The organism is Streptococcus mitis, assembly GCF_003944325.1.
GTDB lineage: Bacteria > Bacillota > Bacilli > Lactobacillales > Streptococcaceae > Streptococcus > Streptococcus mitis_CW.
In genome coordinates this window covers 102,058-121,780 of record NZ_RJPX01000001.1, presented here as the reverse complement: position 1 = coordinate 121,780, position 19,723 = coordinate 102,058, and the positions used below count along the sequence as shown (strand labels likewise).

The following is a 19,723-nucleotide window of genomic DNA, read 5'->3' as shown; positions in this document are numbered from 1 at the left end:
TACTTAACGATTTTTGAAAAATGGAGGAGTTTCTAATTCATCCTCTTCTAAAGATGGTGCTTCGAAACGTTCAACTGGCGATACAACTGAATCAGTTGGACGAACAATCGTCTCACGACGCAAATCCCAATCACCAAATGCTGATGTTTTAGAAGTTTCTGTACGGCGAGGTGCTGGACTTGGAATTTCTGCAGTTTCAGCCATGTCATAGTGACGGTCATAGTTACGTGTATGACTTAGACTCACTTGTTCATGACGAACAACTTGTTTTGGTGCATGTCCAACAACTTTTTCAACACGATCTTGACGAACACCTGTTGCAACAACTGTTACGCGAATTTCATCACGCATGCTTTCATCGATAGATGTTCCGAGCCAGATGTTCACTCCTTGACCAGCTGCTTGGTTAACGATTTCTGATGCTTCTTCTGCTTCAATCAAAGTTAAGTCAAGTCCACCAGTAACGTTGACGATAACATCTTCAGCACCGTCAATAGTTGTTTCAAGAAGTGGTGAGTAGATTGCCTTACGAGCTGCTTCTACCACACGTTCTTCTCCACTACCGATACCGATACCCATTAAAGCATTCCCTTTATTTGCCATAACTGTTTTCACATCGGCAAAGTCAAGGTTAATCAAACCAGGGTTTGTAATCAAATCTGTAATCCCTTGAACACCTTGGCGAAGTACGTTATCTGCTTCGCTAAGAGCTTCAAGAAGTGGAGTTTTCTTATCAACAATTTCAAGCAAGTTGTTGTTTGAAATAATCAATAGGGTATCTACATGTTCACGAAGTTGGTTGATTCCTTCAACAGCAAATTGACCACGTTTGCTTCCTTCAAAACCGAAAGGACGTGTCACAACACCAACTGTAAGAGCACCTAAATCTTTAGCAATACGAGCAATAACAGGAGCTGCACCAGTACCTGATCCACCACCCATACCCGCAGTAATGAAGACCATATCCGCTCCGCTGATAGCAGCTGTTAATGTTTCTTCGCTCTCTTCAGCAGCTTTTCGACCAACTTCAGGTTGACCTCCAGCACCCAAACCACGAGTCAATTTAGGACCCAACTGAATTACAGTCTCAGCTTTTGTACTACTCAAAGCTTGTACATCTGTGTTTGCTGCGATAAATTCTACGCCCGTAACACCTTCGTCAACCATGCGGTTAATGGCGTTGCCGCCACCTCCACCAACACCGATTACTTTAATAACTGCACCTTGAGCAGCCGCTGTATCAAATGAAAATGTCATAGTTTATTTTTCCTCTTTTATTCATCAAACATGCTTCCGATTAAGCCACGGAAGCGATCTGCGATTTTTGGTTTATTTTGAGAAGATAATTTATCCTCTTTCGGAGCAACTACGTTAGTAGAAGCTGATGGTTCCACCTCTGTATTTGAAGCTGATTGAATCGGGGTAGGCTGTGACACCTGGGTGACACGTTGAATCATCCCACCAAAATTGATTGGTTGGTGACGCAAAGTATCTTCACCCTTGACTGCTCGTTGTGCTAACAAATGCACCTCAGTCAATTGACCAGCAAATTCAGACAAGCTAATCACATGAGCAAAGGCAGGGTTACGGATTCCAACTTGATTTGGAACGTAAAGTTTGACACCAACACCAAAGACTTCCTGTGCAAGTTCTACAATACCTGGTAAAATAGCATTCCCACCAATCAAAACAATCCCACCTGGAAGATCCAACAAATGTCTTCTTTCCAACTCTTGTTTAATTTGTTCAAAAATGTGTTTAATGCGAGCTGAAATAATCTCTGCTAGATAGCTTTCTGTAACTTCTACAGGCTCTACTTCACCAATCACTTCAACTTGGAAGGTTTCATTGCTTGCAAGCGAAGGGTAGGCTTCTCCATAGTTCAACTTCAATCCTTCAGCTAGTTTTTGTGAAGTCTTCAAGACTTTAGAGATATCTTTTGTGACATAATCTCCACCTTCTTGAAGAATATTTGTAAACTGAAGTTCTTGGTTACGGATTGTAGCAACAGTTGTTTGACCTGCTCCCATATCAATCACAGTAGCTCCAAATTCACGCTCGCCTTCGTTCAAGACTGAACGAACCAAAGCCAATGGTGAAATAATAATATTTTCAACTTGTACACCTGAGCGCTCAACTGTCTTGCGTAAATTGTGAAGAATAGTACGTGGACCTGTGTAAAGCAAACCACGCATTTCAAGACGCACCCCCATCATTCCACGCGGGTCACGAATACCTTGGAATCCATCTACGATAAATTCTTCTGGAATAAAAGTAATGACTTCACGATCCGGTGTCATACTCTTTGTCAAGGCTGATTTGACAACATTTTCGACATCTTGATCTGTAATTTCTTTTGTATCAGATGTCACTGGAATCATTCCTTGAGTTGGTTCTACTTGCAAAAGATTTCCAGGCAAACCAACATTCACTGATTTGATTGAAATGCCTGCTTTTTCCTCTGCCTGGGAAATAGCCGACTTAATAGCAGTTGCTGCTGCTTCAATATCAACGATAATCCCATCTTTTACACCTTTACTCTTGGCATTACTTACACCAATTACGTTTAGTTCACCATTTCTAAGCTCAGCAACCAATACCTTAATCGAATTGGTTCCAATATCTAAGCCTGTAAAAAAACCATCTCTAGCCATTACATCGCATCCTCTCTATCTTCCAAGTTTCTAACTTCTATTCAATATAGCTAAAATAGGGCATAGCTATTCACAGAATATTATAACACAAAAAATCCAATCGTGCTTAGTTTTTTCCTAAATTTACTTGCTATTTTTTCACTTTTGCTCATCAGCTTTTTATTTTCCAAACAAATTATAAAAAATCAGATTTATGAAAAAAGAAAGCTCATTTCTAAGCTTTCTTTGCAATCATTTTTTCTGCTTCTTGCTCTAAAAATAGTTCCAAGATTTTCTTGGTCAAGGTAATCGCGGCAGACAAGGCTACTGACACGATCAAATAATTAGCTACTAAGCCATGATCCCCAACCAATGGCGGTTTTGTCAAGAATCCGTAATCTCCACCTGTTACCAAATTGACCACAAAAATCAAGGCATTTAGGGCAAAGGTCATGAGAAAAATTCCCTTCACATCTAGCATTTTTGCATCATACTGTCTCAAGAGATAAACGAGTGAGTTCCCCAAGAGAGCTAAGTGCCCAAAGATAAAGGATAAAATGGCAATATGGGGGAATGGATAGGCATCTGGCACTGGGTAAACAAAGGCTGCTAATGTCCCAAATGTCCCCAACAATGCAAAATACTGCCGATATTTGGACTTGCCAGGAAGCAAAAGTACCACAAACATGGCCATACGGCAATGGTAAAAGGGTAAGCTTTCTGATAGTGGCATATGATTGACCCAATACCAGCCATAAAGTAGGATCAACTGAACAGCTTGCAAGATTTGGAAAAATCGTTGGTAAACCTTCTTTTCACGATAGCGATAGGCTGTATAAAAGGTTAAGGCTAAAAGCGTAAATAGGCTAACATACCAAAAAAGATCAAACTTAGGTGGCTCTGTTGCCTGAGTCGTAAAGAAAATATCCCATAAATTCATCTAGTCTTCCTCATAATTCAAAATTTTCCTGCATATTATTATACCATGCTATTTGTCAAAAATGGATTTAGAAATACGATAATCATCTTCTTAGTCAAGATATTGCTCCCTCTGACCTTGATAAACCTGCCAAAGAATCTCTATTTGCTCCTTGGTAATGCGTTTTTCAGATAAGGCTGGCAGTTGGTCAATGGCAAAAAATTGAAGGTCTGCAATTTCTTGATTTTCTTGGAATTGTCCATCAAGAAACTTACATTCAAAAACAAACTTTGCATATTGTTTACTCTGTAGTTGGAAACGATTGGTATCAAAAACAGCCAGCAGTCTTTCTACTTTGGCTTCAAAGCCAGTTTCTTCTTCAATTTCCTTGAGAATATTTTCGGTTGGAGAATAGCCGACCTCTCCAAAGCCACCTGGCAAAGCCCAACTATCCTCTCCTTGCCCCCTAACCAGACAAATTTTTTCGTCCTCAACAATCCAAGCACGAACATCCATTAAAGGAGTCGCATAAGCAGAAGTTGGCTTCAAGACTTCTGCTACTTCTTCTGCATCTAAGTCTGATGCTTGATCCAGCATTTCAGATAAAAGGACCCGCAAGTCTTCGTAGCGCTCACGATCAAAAGGATCTTTTGTAAAGGTTAGTCCAGTATCTGTAATGGCAATCATTCTTTGCAAATACTTGACAAAATCACTTGTCTTCATGTTCTAAACTTTCTACCAACTTGGCTAGGTTCATAGAGTTAGAGCCTTTGAGCAAGATTTGATCATTAACCCCAAGGCTTTCCTTGACCTGCTTAACTAGGTCTTCAAATTGGTCTTGGTCTTCTGTTTTCTTGAAGTAGAAAACATGTCCGATTGGGAACATTTGACTGGCAAGTTGGGCCAATTCTGCGATATCTTCTCCATAAAAAATAACAGTATCAAGCACATCTGGCGAGAGACTCAAAATCATCTGGTTATGGAGCTGAACGGACTGGTCACCAAGTTCCTTCATGTCTGCTAGAACAGCAATTTTTTTGCCCCCTTCATTGGCTGGAATGGCAGAGAAAGTCTCCAAAATCAGCTTCATAGCAGTTGGATTGGCATTATACACATCTGATAAGATATCTGCTCCATTGGCTGCTTTCTTCCATTCGGTACGGTTACGCGTCAATTCAAGATTTTGGAAGGCATTATGAATCTGCTCCTCAGTCACTCCTTCTTGCAGGGCAACATAGGATGCTATCATAGCATTGGTGGCATTGTACTTACCAGTCACTGGTAAATCAAGGGCTTGTTCCAAGAAATTAGCCTTAAAGGTCAGACTGTCCTTGCGCTCAACCAAGTCTGTGATTTCCAGCTCTGCTCCTTGCCCAAAACGAACTACCTTTTTATCAGCTGGCAAGTAGGCCTCTACAATCGAGTCAGCTGGTGCCAAAAGCAAAGAACCCGATGCCATACCATCTGCAATTTGCATTTTTCCTTTAGCGATTTCCGAACGGTCTTTGAAAAAGGCCAAATGGGCTTCTCCAACCAAGGTCACGATGGCTGTTTTTGGGTGAGCCAACTCAGACAAGAGATGAATATCTCCCAAGTGATCCTGCCCCATCTCCAAGACTAACTTTTCTGTTCCTTCAGGCATATGGAGAACTGTGTAAGGAAGGCCGATCTCGTTATTGTAGTTTCCTTGTGTTTTGTAGGTCTTGTAGGTTGTCGATAGCAAGTGTGCCAACATATCCTTGGTCGTCGTCTTGCCATTTGAACCCGTAACTGCAAAGACATCAACATCCATTTTTTCAAGATAGTAGGCAGCTAGTTGTTGAAAGGCAGTCAAAACATCATCTACTAAAATATAAGGATGATTTGCAACCTCTTTCTCAGACAGGGTTACTGCTGCACCATTTTCAAAGGCTGTTTCAATAAAGTCATGACCGTCACGCGCACCTTTGAGGGGCACAAATAAATCTCCAGCCCCAATCAAACGACTGTCAAACTCAGGCATTTCTAACTGCGCGTCCGCAAAAAGACTAACATCATTTTTAGCTCCAACAGCTTGGGCAACTTCATGGATTGTTAATTTCATTTCTACTCCTTTAAAAAGGGTCGAAGTCCGAGAACTCTAATCACCTGACAGTGATGGTTCTGGCTTCTACCCTCTCTTTCATTTTTATAGCAAATGCGCTTCGCGCTTGTCAAAACTTTCCTTAGCAAGGTCAACCAAACGCTCGATTAAGTCTGGGTAGCTGATTCCCATATTGTCCCAAAGTAGTGGATACATAGACCACTGGGTGAAACCTGGCATGGTATTAAGCTCGTTTAGGAAAACCTCTCCCTTGTCTGTATAGAAGAAATCGCAACGAGAGAGACCGAGGCCACCAATAGCACGGAAGGCTGTTTCTGCATTCTGACGCATGACAGCTACCACATCATCACTGATTTTAGCTGGGATATCCATGGTAATCTTGTTGTCAATATACTTGGCGTCATAGTCGTAAAAGGCAACATCCTTGACAACTTCTCCTGGCAGCGTGCTCTTAACATCGTAGTTACCCAAGAGACCAACCTCGATTTCACGGGCATTCACTCCTTGCTCAACCAAGACACGGCTGTCATATCGGAAGGCAAGTTCCAAAGCTTGGCGGAGTTCTTCTTGATTTTCAGATTTAGAAATACCGACACTAGAACCCATGTTTGACGGCTTAGTGAAGACTGGATAAGTCAATTTTTCTTCAACTTCAGCAATTTTAGCAGTCATATCATCACCTTCGACAATGGCCACATAAGGAACTTGGGCAATCCCGACAGATTCTAAGACACGCTTAGTGGTGATTTTATCCATGGCAAGACTAGATGACAATATGTTACAACCAACATAAGGCATTTTCAAAACTTCCAAGAATCCTTGAACTGAGCCATCTTCTCCCATCGGACCGTGGAGGACTGGAAAGACCACTGCTCCCTCTTCGTATATAGCACTTGGTGCAACTTTCTTATCCCAATCAATGGTTTCATTGGTCATGAGACGGTCCTCTTGACCTGGAGTCTGGCTAAATTCTTGCGTTTTAATAAAGTCACCTGACTGGCTGATGAAGAAAGTCTTGACTGTGAAACGGTCGTAGTTGACCGCACGCATGACACTTTCAGCTGAAAGAACAGAGACTTCACGCTCTGCACTACGTCCACCGTATAAAAGAATAATCGTTTGTTTCATATTATTTGTTCCAATTCTAATAGAATACTCGTTCTTTAGTATATCATATTTGCTTCTTTTTTGAAACTTGAACCTGATACTGGTCTTCAATAAATCTAAAAAGAGACCGATAAAACAACTGTCGGTCTCCGTGATTTTTGTATAAATGAATTGAGTGTATTAATTTGTCTAGACTTACAACTCTGTTCGATTTTCAATGGCTCGTAAGAGTGTAACTTCATCCGCATACTCAATATCCGCTCCGACAGCGAGACCTCGTGCTAGACGCGTAACCTTGATACCAGCTGGCTTGAGCAAACGTGAAAGATACATGGATGTCGCTTCCCCATCTGCTGTAGCATTGGTCGCCACAATCACTTCTGAAACTTCACTATCCATAAGACGAGTCATAAGGCTCTTGAGATTGATATCATCTGGACTGATACCATTCATGGGAGAAATAAGACCATGTAAGACATGATAGAGTCCATGGTATTCTTGGATATTCTCCATGGCTGCCACATCGCGACTATCTTCGAGAACTAAAATCGTTGTCTGGTCACGAGTCGGATCGGTACAGATAGAGCAAGGATCGTCATCAGTCAGGCGACCGCAGATGGAACAGTAGGTCAGCTCTCTCTTAGCAGAAAGGAGATTTTTAGCAAATTCATTGACATCGTCATCAGACATTCCAATAGTATAGAAGGCCAGACGGGTAGCCGTCTTAATCCCGATACCCGGTAACTTGGAATAACTATCAATTAGCTTAGCAATAGGTGTTGGATAAAGCATAAGTTCCTTTCTAATTCATTGGATGATGTTGGTTATAGAGGTTGATAATATCGCGCGCAATGGAAGGTCCGACACCATTTGTAAGGTTGGTGTTATGAGGGAAGACAACAGCTACAGCGATTTGAGGATTATCTGATGGTGCATAGGCCACAGCATTAGTATTGTTAGCTTTTTGACCACCCTCAACATAACTTTCGGCAGTACCTGTTTTTCCACTAATGGATACCGCTGCGCCATTTGAAAAGGCACGACCGGTTGTCAAAGCACTACCACCATGTGACACTTGATAAAATCCTTGTTGGAGGATGGAAACATCAGACTCAGAAATATTAATTTTATTCATTTCCTTGGTTTCAACAGATTGGATTAAGTTCCCTAAACCACCTTGTTCATTATTTCCATAAATCCCCTCGACAATGTGAGGTGCAATCCGAACACCGTTGTTGGCAATAGTTCCAACGTACTGGGCCAATTGCATTGGGGTGTAGTTATCAAACTGACCAAATGCATTGGTAATGTAATTAGCGAAATTATACTCTTTTGGTATAAAACCAGTTGACTCATTTGGAAGGTCAATGCCTGTTGAGGCTCCAAGACCATATTCAGCAAATGTCGAACGAAGTTTCCCCATAGCGGATTCTAAATTGTTAGTTAAAACAAACATATTGGGTTGATAGGTCTGACCCATAATGCCCAAAGCGGTTTGAACCATATAGGCATTAGAAGAATACTCCAAGGCTTCCACAGCTGTAATCGGGAATGAACCGTAAGCCTGAGTGTACCAAGAATTAATCGGAGCTGAACCTTGGAAGACAATCGGTTGGTCTGTCAAGGTCTGATTACCTGATAAGACTCCATTCTCCCAACCAGAACTGATAGTTGCAGCCTTGACAACCGAACCTGGAACAAAGACATTGGTCACCGTTCCCAAGGAATCAGGCGTTAGCTCTCCCGTTTTCAGATCATGTTTAAGCCCTGACATAGAGAAAACTGCACCTGTTTTTGGGTTCAAAGCAACTGCATAAACACCTTCAGAATATCTGGCTCCTCCATTTCCTAACTCAGAATTGAAATAACTCTTAAGAAGATTGTCCACGCTATCTTGAAAGGCCAAATCAATGGTTAGTTTAATATTGTTCCCTTTGGTACCATCTTCGATATTTTCGACACTCTCCATGTTGCCATACTTGTCTAGATGGATTTCTTTTACCGAGCGTTTTCCTTGCAGGGTTTCCTCATATTGTTTTTCTAGATAAGAAGTCCCAACACGGTCATTTAAAGAATAACCTTTTTTAAGATAGGAATCTGCTTCTTCGGCTGGGAGACCAGCTTTTTCACTGGAAACACTTCCTACTATAGAAGAAAGCGAAGTTTCTAGAACCTTTCGATCCCAGGAAGTTGAAATACTGATACCAGGTAAATTCTTAGAAGCCGAAGCAATCAAGGCAATCTGTGTATCTGTCAAGGAATCTGTCGCAACGGTTCCTGTCGCAAAATTTTCTACTGCATTGAGTTGGCTAAAGAGGTAAATTTCTTTCTTTTCGTCGTCCGAGTAGGTCAATTGACTTGGATCGATACTTTCAACAGTGTTATTGTAAAGTTCGGATTCAGATAATTGATTCCCATCAGAATCTAGTCGTTTCTCACGTGGTAAACTTTCCACTGCTTTCTTATAGACGTCTTGATCTGCTAGATAGTAGTCTGCCAACTGTCGGTCAGTCAATGTTGGAGAAGAAACTCCCACATAGACTAGCAACTTTTTGGCTGTTTCTTTCAAATCTGCAGCCGTCATTTTGTTGTTCCTTGTAAAAGATACAACTTGCTTGATAGTGTTTTCGACGAGAGGTTTCCCTGTTGCATCGTAGATTTGTCCACGAGCCGAACTAGTTGTCACCTTTGTTTTACTTGCCGATGCCAGTTTTGTCTCATAAAAATCTTTGTTCAAAACCTGCATGTAAAGCAGGCGACCAATGATGGTCATAAAGAGCAAAATAACAATTAAAAACAATAAATTAAGCCGAATCGGAATCGAATGGCTGTCAAATTTTCTCATACAAGTCAGTCTCATTTCTATTTAAAATCTCATTCTTCATTGTACCACAAATTGAGAAGAAAATTATGGAAAATGGGAGTACTTTATTTGATTTTTAAAAGAGCTTTTCTTTTTTATTTAATTATCATTATTTTATATGGTATAATAATATCAACCAATAGAATTTTTGACTTTTAATTTAATATAAATCATACAAAGGAAGCCCATGAACAATCAAGATATTCCCTCTATTATTGATCTCCACTTTGATGAATTAACTGAATTAGAGCAAGAAATTGCTCGCTATTTCTTACAGGTCAATACGATACAGGATGATTTATCATCACAAAACGTAGCTCAAAAACTACATATTTCCCAAGCTGCCCTAACCCGTTTTGCTAAAAAGTGTGGTTTTACTGGCTATAGAGAATTTATTTTCCAATACCAACATCAAATCGATAACCAAAATCTTCAGTTATCGACCCATAATCCTCTTATCCAAAGCGTTCTCAGAAGCTATAGCAATATGAGAGAGCAAACTCAGGAATTAATTAATGAAAATCAAATAGAACGAATAGCTAATATGATAGAAGATGCTGAAAGAGTCTATTTTTTTGGCACTGGAAGCTCTGGCCTTGTCGCTCGTGAGATGAAATTACGCTTTATGCGTTTAGGGGTTGTCTGTGAAGCTATAACCGATCAAGATGGCTTTGCTTGGACTACTAGTATCATGGATGACAATTGCTTGGTTCTAGGCTTTTCACTATCTGGATCTACTCAATCTATTCTGGACAGCTTGTTAGATGCTAAAGAAATGGGGGCAAAAACAGTCCTCTTTACCAGCGTACCAAACAAAGAAAACCAATTGTATACTGAAACTGTACTGGTTGCTAGTCACAATCAATCATCCTATATTCAGCGTATCTCCTCTCAACTTCCAATGCTTTTTTGGATTGATTTAATTTATGCTTACTTTTTAGAAATCAATCGAGAAAACAAAGAAAAAATTTTCAATAGCTACTGGGAGAATAAAAAACTTAATGGCTATCGAAGACAAAGAAGAGCTAGAAAATCCTAGTTTGGCATTGCCAAACTAGGATTTTTATTCGTCACTAAACATAACTCATCTAGATCCGGAGTCAATCATATCTTGACTCAGTCTTAAATAATTTCATGTAATCACTTTTTGAAGGGAGTAAATAAGCAAGCCTGACGGTATCCTCAACAATTGTATATAATACGATGTAATCCTTACTCAAGGTCAATCCTCTCGTTTGATAGTGAGGATCTAATCTCTTACCAAATTTTTCATCGGCATCAAATCCAGCTTGGGGAAAAATTTCCAGCCGATTAATATCTTTTCTAATATTCGCTACTTTTCGTCTCGCAGCCTCTACAGAACCAATTTCCTCTGCTATATACTGATATATTTTATCCAGACTATCAATCACTCTAGGAGAATACAAAATCCTATATTTTTTATAATCCATAGCGTGTCACGACATCCTCATCTGTCAAGTAATTTCCAGCCTCAATCTTAGCATAACTTTCTTGAACTTCTGCTTGTAATTGTCTAAACAAATACTCCTTCTCTAATTCCTCTTCACTAAGTAAATCTACTCCATTTGTTACGACAACATTCCTTAAAAATAATCTGAGTGCTGATGAAAGAGAGAGATTTTGTTCTTTTAACACTTCCATAGCATCGTTTACCAATTCTCTATTAGCTTGGAAGGTTACTATTTTACTTGAATTCGCTATAGCCATTTTATATAATTCCTTTATATATTTTCTTTATTATCTCACAATTATAAAGAAAGTCAAGGGAATTTGATTAGAAAATCCTAGTTTGGCATTGCCAAACTAGGATTGTTTTGTCTTGAAATGATAATATGCACCGAGCATACCTGCTGTATTCTGATGATGGGCAAATTCTAATCTCGTCTTATCAGCCAGACTTGGTACCAAAGCATCTTTCAAAGCTTTTCGAATTTTAGGCTTGAGAATAGCTTCTTGTCCCATGATACCACCACCTAGAATAACTACTTCTGGATTGGTCACATAACAAATATTAGCTAGACCTTTTCCTAGATAGTCAACCATGCGGTCGATACCATCCATGCAGAGTTTGTTCCCTTCAGTAGCTTCTTTAAAGATTCTACGACCATTCCACTGATCAACTGGATCACCATGCGCTTCTGCTACATAACGAACCAAAGCTGTGGTCGAAGCTAAATCTTGGAAGGCTCCATCTTGCATGTGTAGATAGCCAACCTCACAGGCAGAATTACTAAAACCATGGAAGACTTGACCGTCAATAATTAAACAACCACCAATACCTGTCCCAATGGTTAAGCAAAGGGTCACACTTGCTCCCTTACCAGATCCCGAAACTGCTTCTGCAAGGCCTGCACAGTTGACATCATTTTCAATTTCACAAGGAATATCAAAGCTAGTCTCGATTTCCTTCTTGAACTGTGTACCTGCATAATTTGGAATCTGTGGGCCTGCATAGAAAATCTCACCCTTGTCAGGATCCACCATACCTGCCGAAGAAATGGCAACACCTGCTACAGAATCTTTTTCAAGATAACTAGCTACAATCTGTTTGGTTTTCTCTAAAATATGGGGGCCACCCTTATGTGCCTCTGTCGGTATCTCATGCGATTCAAGAAGTTGCCCCTCTTGATCAACCAAACCATACTTGATGTTAGTTCCACCGATATCAATTGCAATGTAGTTAGTCATAAATACCTCCTTATGAATTATAGGAAGCGCTCCTTAGTTTCACGAATCAAGGCTGCAGCTGCTTCCACAACTGGACGATCTTCTTCAGTCACTGGTGTCAAAGGTGAACGAACAGATCCAATATTAAGTCCTTCATTGATCTTCAAGACTTCTTTAATAACTCCATACATATTTCCATGTGCGGCAGTCAATTTACCGATGATTGCGTTAATAGCATACTGCAATTCACGCGCTGTTTCTAAATCTTTATCCGCAATCAATTGGTTAAGTTTCAAGAAGAGTTCTGGCATAGCACCGTAAGTACCACCGATACCAGCCTTAGCACCCATGAGGCGTCCTCCTAGGAACTGCTCATCTGGACCATTAAAGACGATATGGTCTTCTCCACCAAGGCTCACAAATGTTTGGATATCTTGAACTGGCATAGAAGAGTTCTTCACACCGATAACACGTGGATTTTTCAACATTTCAGTATAGAGACTTGGAGTCAAAGCAACACCTGCCAATTGAGGAATGTTGTAGATAACATAGTCTGTATTTGGAGCTGCAGAACTAATATCGTTCCAGTATTTGGCAACTGAGTATTCTGGCAAGCGGAAGTAAATTGGTGGAATTGTTGCAATGGCATCTACTCCCAAGCTTTCAGCGTGGCGAGCAAGTTCCATACTATCTTTAGTATTATTGCAAGCAACATGGGCAATAATAGTTAATTTACCTTTGGCAACTGCCATGACTTCTTCCAAGATTAACTTGCGGTCTTCAACGCTTTGGTAGATACATTCACCAGAAGAACCATTGACATAGAGACCTTGAACACCTTTATCAATGAAGTATTGAACCAAGGCACGTGTACGTTCTGGACTTACTTCTCCTTGTTCATCATAACATGCGTAGAAGGCTGGAATGACACCTTCGTATTTTTTCAAATCTGACATAGATTTTCTCCTATTATTTTTATTTTCTGCTAAAGCAGATTCTTTCTTTACTTCTTTAGTATACACTTTACCGAAAAGGCTTTCAATATCTTGTAGACACTTAGATTTTAGTTTCTTGCTTATAGAATAGCGTTTGGGGCGTTTGAAAGTAGTTTCAGAAATAATTGCAACCCTTATTCATACTTAGCAAATAGCTTTTCCATCACTCCTACTTGTAAAAAAGCAAGAAGTCCAAAACCAAAGAGAATAAAAGCTGATCCTCCCAATAGAAGGGTAAAGGCTGATAGATATAGAATCATCAAAATCAAAAAGATAATTACGATCATCAAGATAAACCAAGGAGCGTTAAAACTAGCCAACATCAGTCCTTTTTGAAGAATTTCTTTCCAAGATAGGTCATAACGTGCCGCAATCGGGTAACTAGCCAACATCACAATAGTAAGGAAAATCAGAATCCCTAAACAAATGGCTTTCACCAATTGGAAGGGCAGAGCTGTTTGACCCCAGAAAAGATAGAGATCTGAAAGAGCAAGAAATACAATTCCTAACTCCAACATCCCCAACTGAAAACCTAGTTTCAGATTTTGTCTAAAAACTCTTAGATAGGTTCTAAAAACTGGAACACGTCTACTTTGCTTGATTTCAAACATTGTCTGATAGAGACTAATTTTGGCTACCCCAATCGTTACAACTGGTAAACAAGTTACTACAAAGAGAAGATTGACTGTTACAATATCTAAAACCTTCTCACTAATTCGCATTAGAAAATTATCTGTATCAAATGCAGCCTTGATGAGACTTCTTCCTTTTTGTGACATCTTTTACTCCCCCTATCATTTCATTTCTATCCTATCTAAATCATTCCGATTTATCAGTTGATAAGATTCAACTCTTAAACTCAATTTACAAAAGTGCTTAATAAGATAGCCATCAGCTATCTCAATCTACCATTCTAATCAATTAAAATTTTAAACAAATACTTGCGAACTTTGTCTTCCATACCTGCATAACCATTTGGTTGATGTGGTTCACCTGGGAAGAAAATTGCAAAATTGTGATAACCTAGTAAAAGTGGATACTGTTCATGACAATGGACAAAACCAATGTCACTTGCTTCATCAAAAGCAACTGCTTCATCTTTGATACGTGAACCGCAGCTAGAATATTCATGTCCCTCTACCAACAAATGCAAGTCTGCATAGTTCTTGTGATGTTCAAACTGATCATTTTCAGCTTTATTTAGGACATTTTCTTGAACAACTAGAAAGACCTTATCCCCATCAATATCATATTTTCCTAACTCAAATGAATCTTTACGATGTTCATAAAGATAATCAATTGCCTTGTCAAGATTTGGATGAATTCCTTTATAAAAGCTAATATTTTTCAAATCGTCAAAAATCATTATTTTCTCCTTTAAAAATCGTCATTAAGCGATTAAAACTAACACCTCCAACAGTGTCATTCACTGTCGGAGGTTTTTAGATCATGCTAGCAATAGCAAATTTGTACTGTAAAAGAAATCGTTTCTTATCCTTTAACAGCTCCCATAGTAATACCTTGTGTGAAGGATTTTTGGAAGACTAAGAAGACTGTTACGATTGGCACAGCAGCAAGAGCTGCACCTGCCATGATTAAACCATAGTTGGTTGCCATTTCGGCTTGCATGGTCGCAACACCGAGTGAAATAGTCAAATTGTTACGTGAAGTCAACATTACCAACTGCATGAAGTAGTCGTTCCATGTATTGATGAAGGTAAAGATTGCAAGAGCTGCAAACCCTGGTTTTACAATTGGGAAAGCTACGCTCCAGAAAGTACGAATCTCACCACAACCATCGATTTTAGCTGATTCAAGCAACTCTGTTGGAATATTTTCACTAAATTGTTTCATAAGGAAGACCCCAAATGGCCATCCAATCAAAGGCAAGATAACTGCCCAGAGAGTATCGTGGATTCCCATGAAGTTGACGATACGTACCAATGGTACAAGGACAACTTGTTTTGGAAGAGCCATGGCAGCAATAAAGATGGCAAAGAGGATACGTTGACCATAGAAACGTTTTTTAGCCAATACATAACCTGCTAGAGATGAAGTCGCACAGACTAAGAACATCGTTACCAATGAGATAAATACTGAGTTCCACATCCACTGCATAGCAGGGTTTTGCACCATGAGTTGTTGGAAGTTTTCCATGGTTGGCATTTTAGGGAACCATTGTGGTGGAATAACGATTGTATCAGGTTGTGATTTGAATGCCCCTGTCAAAATCCAGTAGAATGGAAAGATGAACAGCACAGTCAACAAGAGCAAAATGATTGTTGAAATAACAGTAAAGGCTGTCAATGGTTTTTTTTCTGTAGATTGCATAGCTGTCTCCTTTCTTTAGTATTCTACGTCGTTTCCGAGTACTTTAAATTGAACAAAACTTACGATAGCAATCATAACTGCCAAGAAGACACCGATTGTGTTGGCATAGCCATACTCTGTCAATTGGAAGGCTTTTTCGTATAGGTAGTACATCAAGGTACTTGTAGAGTAGTTTGGACCACCTGATGTCAAAAGCTGAATCAAGGCGAAACATTGGAATGAGTTGATTGTTGTGATGATTGCGATATAGAGAGTTGTTGGAAGAAGGCTTGGCCATTTAATCTTCCAGAAAACTTGAAACTCAGTTGCACCATCGACGCGGGCTGCTTCAACCAATGAATTATCGATATTTCCCATAGCAGCGATGTAGAGGATGATCGGTTGACCAACTGAAGTTGTCAAGAGGATAATCATAATCGCCATCAATGCCCAGTGCTTATCACCAAGCCATGAAATGTTTTGAGAAATAATATGACTTGATTTAAGAACAAAGTTCAAGATACCTGATAGTGGATCATAGATCCATTTCCATACAACTGTTACGGCAACACTACCTGTAACAACTGGAAGGAAGAATACGAAACGATAGAAGGATCTAGCGATAGCATTTTGATGGTAGGTCTGTGACGCTACAAAGAGCGAGAAGAGAACAACCACAGGAACTGATCCAATAACCAAAATAACTGTATTAATCAGAGATTTTGTGAAGACAGGATCTTTAAACATACGGATATAGTTATCTAAGCCCACAAATTGGAAACTAGTCATAGAATAGTTAAAGAAACTTGTGATGAAGCCCATAATCATTGGTGCTAAAACAAAGACAACAAAGAAGAATAAAACTGGCGCTAGGAAAGCATAAGAAATAATAGTTTCTCTCATACGAATTTTATTAACTTTCACTGTAGGCACCTCTCTTTCCTTTTCTTTTTTATTGATAATCTCCTAAGAGAATGATGATTTACCTTTTAAATAAAAGCCCCCTTTTCTTACACAAGTGTGCAAAGGGAAAAGGGGCTACAAAATCTGTTTAGGGTTTATTGTTTAGTAGCTTTTTTGATAGTTTCGTTTGCTTTTTCAGTAAATGCTTTCAATGCATCAGCTGGTTTTTGATCGCCATTTGAAACTGATTGCAACATTGGGAACCATAGAGTTCTCATTTCTGCAAAACCATCAATTGTATTGTAGTATGGTGAGTAGTACTTAGTCCAAGCACCGATTGTTTCCATACGTTTGTCTTCATAGAGTTTACCAAATGATGTACGAACTGGGAATGCTCCTGTACGAACAACATCTTTTGGCCCCCATTCTTTATCATCAGCGATGAATTGAACAAATTTCTTAGAAGCAGCAATTTTCTTGTCATCTTTGTTGTTAAATACTGCAAATCCGTTTACAAGGTATTCAAGAGCTGGTTTACCAGAATCAGATGGGAATGGTACTTCTACCACTTCTACTTTACTTGCTTCCAATAGTTTAGCTTGGATACCATTTTGAGCTGGTGCCCAAAGAGTAGTGTATGATGTTTGACCGTTAGCAAAGTTTTGGATGTCTGCTCCACCATCAAATTGTGAACCATTGTTCAACAAACCATCTTTAATCCAGCTAGCTGCTTTTTCAAGACCTTTAACGAATTTAGGATCATCAGTTGTATACTTAGTAACATCTTTATCAGTTACAGAAGCACCATAAAGGTTTGAAATGAAGGCACGTGTTCCTTGGTCTCCCCCTTGACCTGAACTGAACAATGAACCTGGTGTATAGCCTTTAGCTTTGAGTGCTTTCAATACTTTTTCAAAGTCGTCTGTTGTCCAACCTTCTTTTACAAGGTTCGCAACTCCAGCTTCTTCCAACATTTTCTTGTTCATAGCCATGTAGAATGGTGCTGAACTGATTGGATACATGTAAGCTTTATCGCCAGCTTTACTTGCTTTTACAATATTTTCATTGTTAACATCTTTAACAAAGTCGTCTGTAAAGAGGTCGTTCAAGTCAGCCAATTTCCCATTTTTACCGTATTGGATGATACGTCCTGGTGCGTCAAAGAGGACGTCTGGCGCTGTACCTGCTTCGATAGCTGTAGTGATTTTTTCTGGACCTGACTTAAAGTCGATAGTTTCCAATTTCACTTTAACATCTGGGTTTGCTTTTTCAAAGGCTGCGATGATAGATTTTTCATAAGTTCCAACACCGTCACTAGTTTTTTCTTGAGTGAAGACTGGGAATGCCCACCAAGTAATTTCTGTTTTTCCGCTATCGCTACCAGATTTTGCAGCATCTTTACTTCCACCAGAATTTCCACAAGCTGCAAGACCAAGAACTGCAGCACCCGCAAGTACTGTACAAGCTAGTTTTCTAAATTTCATTTGTATTCTCCTATTTTTTAATTAGCGTATCCATATGGGATAATGAGTAAGTTTGCATCTGTATACGTTTTCATTTTATCCGACGCTTCCACCACTCTCCTCTGTTTTGAGATTGTGTTATTTAAGACCCGCAACAAAGCGTTCTGTAATCTCTTTTGGTCTAGTAATAGCGCCACCAACAACAATACCTCGTACTCCATATCCTAGGATTTGTTTGGCTTGTTCTGGTGTATGAATTTTCCCTTCAGCGATAACATCTACACCCGCATCACAGAGCTTCTTGATTAGTTCAAAATCTGGACCGTCTACCTTTGGACTGTAAGATGTGTAGCCTGATAAGGTTGTTCCAACGAAGTCAATTCCTGCTTCTACGGCTGCTAACCCTTCTTCGAAGGTACTAGTATCAGCCATCAAGAGCTGGTTAGGATATTTTTCCTTAACCTGACGGATAAACTCCTGAATCTCTAAACCATCGTAGCGTTCGCGTTTAGTACAGTCTAGAGCAATCACTTCAATATCTAGTTCTGCTAGTTCATCAACTTCTTTCATAGTAGCAGTGATGAAGGGTTCTTGAGGTGGATAATCTCGTTTGATAATCCCGATAATTGGAAGTTTTGTAACCTCCTTTATTTCTTTGATATCACGAACACTATTGGCTCGGATACCGACTGCTCCACCTTGCTCAGCCGCTTTGACCAGCAAGGGGATGACTCCTCCCGCTTCTGTATAAAGCGGTTCGTGAGGAAGGGCCTGACAAGAAACAATGATTCCATCTTTAATTTGATTAATCAAGGCTTCTTTAGTAATCTGTGGCATCCTTTTTCCTCCTTTTCCTTTTTTCTTATGAGACAATTATATACTATTTTTAAAGCGCTTTCAATGCTTTGTAGTAGTATAGATTCCAGTTTCAAAAGTGTTTTATAGAACAGCTGTTTCTGAAAGTAGTTTCAGAGAACATAAATATCTGTATAGTAGATTGAATTTGGAATAGAACATCATAGTTTCTAAATCATTACTAGAAATTACTTTAAAATTCCCTAATCAATTTGTTTATATTTCAATTTTATATATTATATAAACAACCAAATAAACTAATACTAGCCTAAAATCAAAAAACATCTTATAATAGTAGTTATGAAACTTACAAACGAAGAAACACAAAAAATTGAACAACTCCTAAGAGATTCATCGTATGCCAAATATCACAAACGTCTACAGATTATTTATTTTCGCTCAAAAGAAAAGAGTTATAAGGAAATCATGGATCTGCTAGGTTGCAATAAAACAACTGTTTGGAGGAATTTGAAAAAATATAAGGAGTTTGGTTTAGAAGCTCTTCTTCAAGAGACCCGTGGTGGACGTCATCGAGAATATATGACTTACGAAGAAGAACAAGCATTTCTAAAACGTCATATAGAAGCTGCTCAGGCTGGGAAATTTGTAACTGTCAATCAGTTATTTGAAGCCTATCAAAAAGAAATTGGTCGCACTTCCACACGTGATGGTTTCTATTATCTCCTGAAACGCCATGGTTGGAGAACAGTCACCCCTCGACCTGAACATCCCAAGAAGGCAGACGCTCAGACAATTGAGACGTCTAAAAATATAGTAGATTGAAATAAAATATGAACAAATCGATTAGGAAAGTCAAATTAATTTCTAGAAATGTTTTAGCAGTCACGACGCACTATTCTAACTTCAATCAACTATAAAATCTACATTCGAGACCTTAAGTAAG

The 19,723-nt window shown here is 39.2% G+C and carries 19 protein-coding genes and 1 pseudogene; 2 read left to right on the top strand and 18 right to left on the bottom strand.

The genetic code is table 11. The features are described 5' to 3' along the window. Positions 1–3 precede the first annotated feature (3 nt). The 8 genes from ftsZ to pbp2b form a co-directional block, all read right to left on the bottom strand. On the bottom strand, positions 4–1,257 hold the full coding sequence (gene ftsZ / locus D8787_RS00620; protein ID WP_125420095.1) for a cell division protein FtsZ: 1,254 nt from the start codon (positions 1,255–1,257) through the stop codon (positions 4–6). 17 nt (positions 1,258–1,274) lie between these two features. Further along, positions 1,275–2,654, bottom strand: coding sequence for a cell division protein FtsA (ftsA, locus tag D8787_RS00615; protein ID WP_125420093.1), 1,380 nt, complete (start codon positions 2,652–2,654; stop codon positions 1,275–1,277). A gap of 214 nt (positions 2,655–2,868) precedes the next feature. Then, positions 2,869–3,573, bottom strand: a complete 705-nt coding sequence (locus D8787_RS00610) for a TIGR02206 family membrane protein (protein ID WP_125420091.1) — start codon at positions 3,571–3,573, stop codon at positions 2,869–2,871. A gap of 90 nt (positions 3,574–3,663) precedes the next feature. Next, a complete protein-coding gene (locus tag D8787_RS00605) occupies positions 3,664–4,275 on the bottom strand; it encodes an NUDIX hydrolase N-terminal domain-containing protein (protein ID WP_125420089.1) in 612 nt (203 codons plus the stop codon). Next, positions 4,262–5,635: a UDP-N-acetylmuramoyl-tripeptide--D-alanyl-D-alanine ligase gene (locus D8787_RS00600; protein WP_125420087.1), complete on the bottom strand. Its 1,374-nt coding sequence runs from the start codon at positions 5,633–5,635 to the stop codon at positions 4,262–4,264. Before D8787_RS00600 ends, D8787_RS00605 begins: the two co-directional genes overlap by 14 nt. 84 nt (positions 5,636–5,719) lie before the next feature. Then, positions 5,720–6,763 (bottom strand): D-alanine--D-alanine ligase, encoded by a 1,044-nt coding sequence (locus D8787_RS00595; RefSeq protein ID WP_125420085.1) that lies wholly within the window; start codon positions 6,761–6,763, stop codon positions 5,720–5,722. Positions 6,764–6,937: 174 nt separating this feature from the next. After that, positions 6,938–7,534 carry a recombination mediator RecR gene (recR, locus tag D8787_RS00590; RefSeq protein WP_000966754.1) on the bottom strand — a complete coding sequence of 199 codons (597 nt, stop codon included), beginning with the start codon at positions 7,532–7,534 and terminating at the stop codon, positions 6,938–6,940. 10 nt (positions 7,535–7,544) lie between these two features. Next, a complete protein-coding gene (gene pbp2b / locus D8787_RS00585) occupies positions 7,545–9,602 on the bottom strand; it encodes a penicillin-binding protein PBP2B (RefSeq protein ID WP_125420083.1) in 2,058 nt (685 codons plus the stop codon). A gap of 190 nt (positions 9,603–9,792) precedes the next feature. Between pbp2b and D8787_RS00580 the strand changes: the two genes are divergently transcribed. Continuing rightward, a complete protein-coding gene (locus tag D8787_RS00580) occupies positions 9,793–10,644 on the top strand; it encodes a MurR/RpiR family transcriptional regulator (RefSeq protein WP_125420081.1) in 852 nt (283 codons plus the stop codon). Between the two features lie 61 nt (positions 10,645–10,705). Here D8787_RS00580 and D8787_RS00575 read toward each other — a convergent pair whose 3' ends face one another. From D8787_RS00575 to D8787_RS00530, 10 genes are all read right to left on the bottom strand, one after another. Further along, the gene (locus D8787_RS00575; RefSeq protein WP_102211342.1) at positions 10,706–11,056 is read right to left on the bottom strand and encodes a type II toxin-antitoxin system RelE/ParE family toxin; all 351 of its coding nucleotides are present in this window, start codon (positions 11,054–11,056) and stop codon (positions 10,706–10,708) included. Next, entirely contained in the window at positions 11,046–11,333 is a 288-nt protein-coding gene (locus D8787_RS00570; RefSeq protein ID WP_125420079.1) for a hypothetical protein, read from the bottom strand. Before D8787_RS00570 ends, D8787_RS00575 begins: the two co-directional genes overlap by 11 nt. 96 nt (positions 11,334–11,429) lie before the next feature. Then, complete coding sequence (locus D8787_RS00565; protein WP_125420077.1) at positions 11,430–12,314, bottom strand: ROK family protein; 885 nt, start codon at positions 12,312–12,314, stop codon at positions 11,430–11,432. Positions 12,315–12,331: 17 nt separating this feature from the next. Continuing rightward, entirely contained in the window at positions 12,332–13,249 is a 918-nt protein-coding gene (locus tag D8787_RS00560) for a dihydrodipicolinate synthase family protein (RefSeq protein WP_001281522.1), read from the bottom strand. A 173-nt stretch (positions 13,250–13,422) separates the two neighbouring features. After that, complete coding sequence (locus D8787_RS00555; RefSeq protein WP_125420075.1) at positions 13,423–14,067, bottom strand: YesL family protein; 645 nt, start codon at positions 14,065–14,067, stop codon at positions 13,423–13,425. 134 nt (positions 14,068–14,201) lie between these two features. Continuing rightward, positions 14,202–14,654: a YhcH/YjgK/YiaL family protein gene (locus tag D8787_RS00550; RefSeq protein ID WP_125420073.1), complete on the bottom strand. Its 453-nt coding sequence runs from the start codon at positions 14,652–14,654 to the stop codon at positions 14,202–14,204. Positions 14,655–14,779: 125 nt separating this feature from the next. Continuing rightward, on the bottom strand, positions 14,780–15,619 hold the full coding sequence (locus tag D8787_RS00545) for a carbohydrate ABC transporter permease (RefSeq protein ID WP_001192009.1): 840 nt from the start codon (positions 15,617–15,619) through the stop codon (positions 14,780–14,782). 15 nt (positions 15,620–15,634) lie between these two features. Then, on the bottom strand, positions 15,635–16,501 hold the full coding sequence (locus tag D8787_RS00540; RefSeq protein WP_161681757.1) for a carbohydrate ABC transporter permease: 867 nt from the start codon (positions 16,499–16,501) through the stop codon (positions 15,635–15,637). A 155-nt stretch (positions 16,502–16,656) separates the two neighbouring features. After that, entirely contained in the window at positions 16,657–17,985 is a 1,329-nt protein-coding gene (locus tag D8787_RS00535) for an ABC transporter substrate-binding protein (protein ID WP_125420071.1), read from the bottom strand. Between the two features lie 117 nt (positions 17,986–18,102). Then, positions 18,103–18,801, bottom strand: a complete 699-nt coding sequence (locus D8787_RS00530) for an N-acetylmannosamine-6-phosphate 2-epimerase (protein ID WP_001135682.1) — start codon at positions 18,799–18,801, stop codon at positions 18,103–18,105. Between the two features lie 318 nt (positions 18,802–19,119). On the opposite strand from D8787_RS00530, the pseudogene D8787_RS11755 reads away from it, so the two are divergent. Beyond that, positions 19,120–19,590 (top strand): annotated as a pseudogene (locus D8787_RS11755) (helix-turn-helix domain-containing protein); the annotation flags it as partial. Positions 19,591–19,723: the final 133 nt, after the last annotated feature.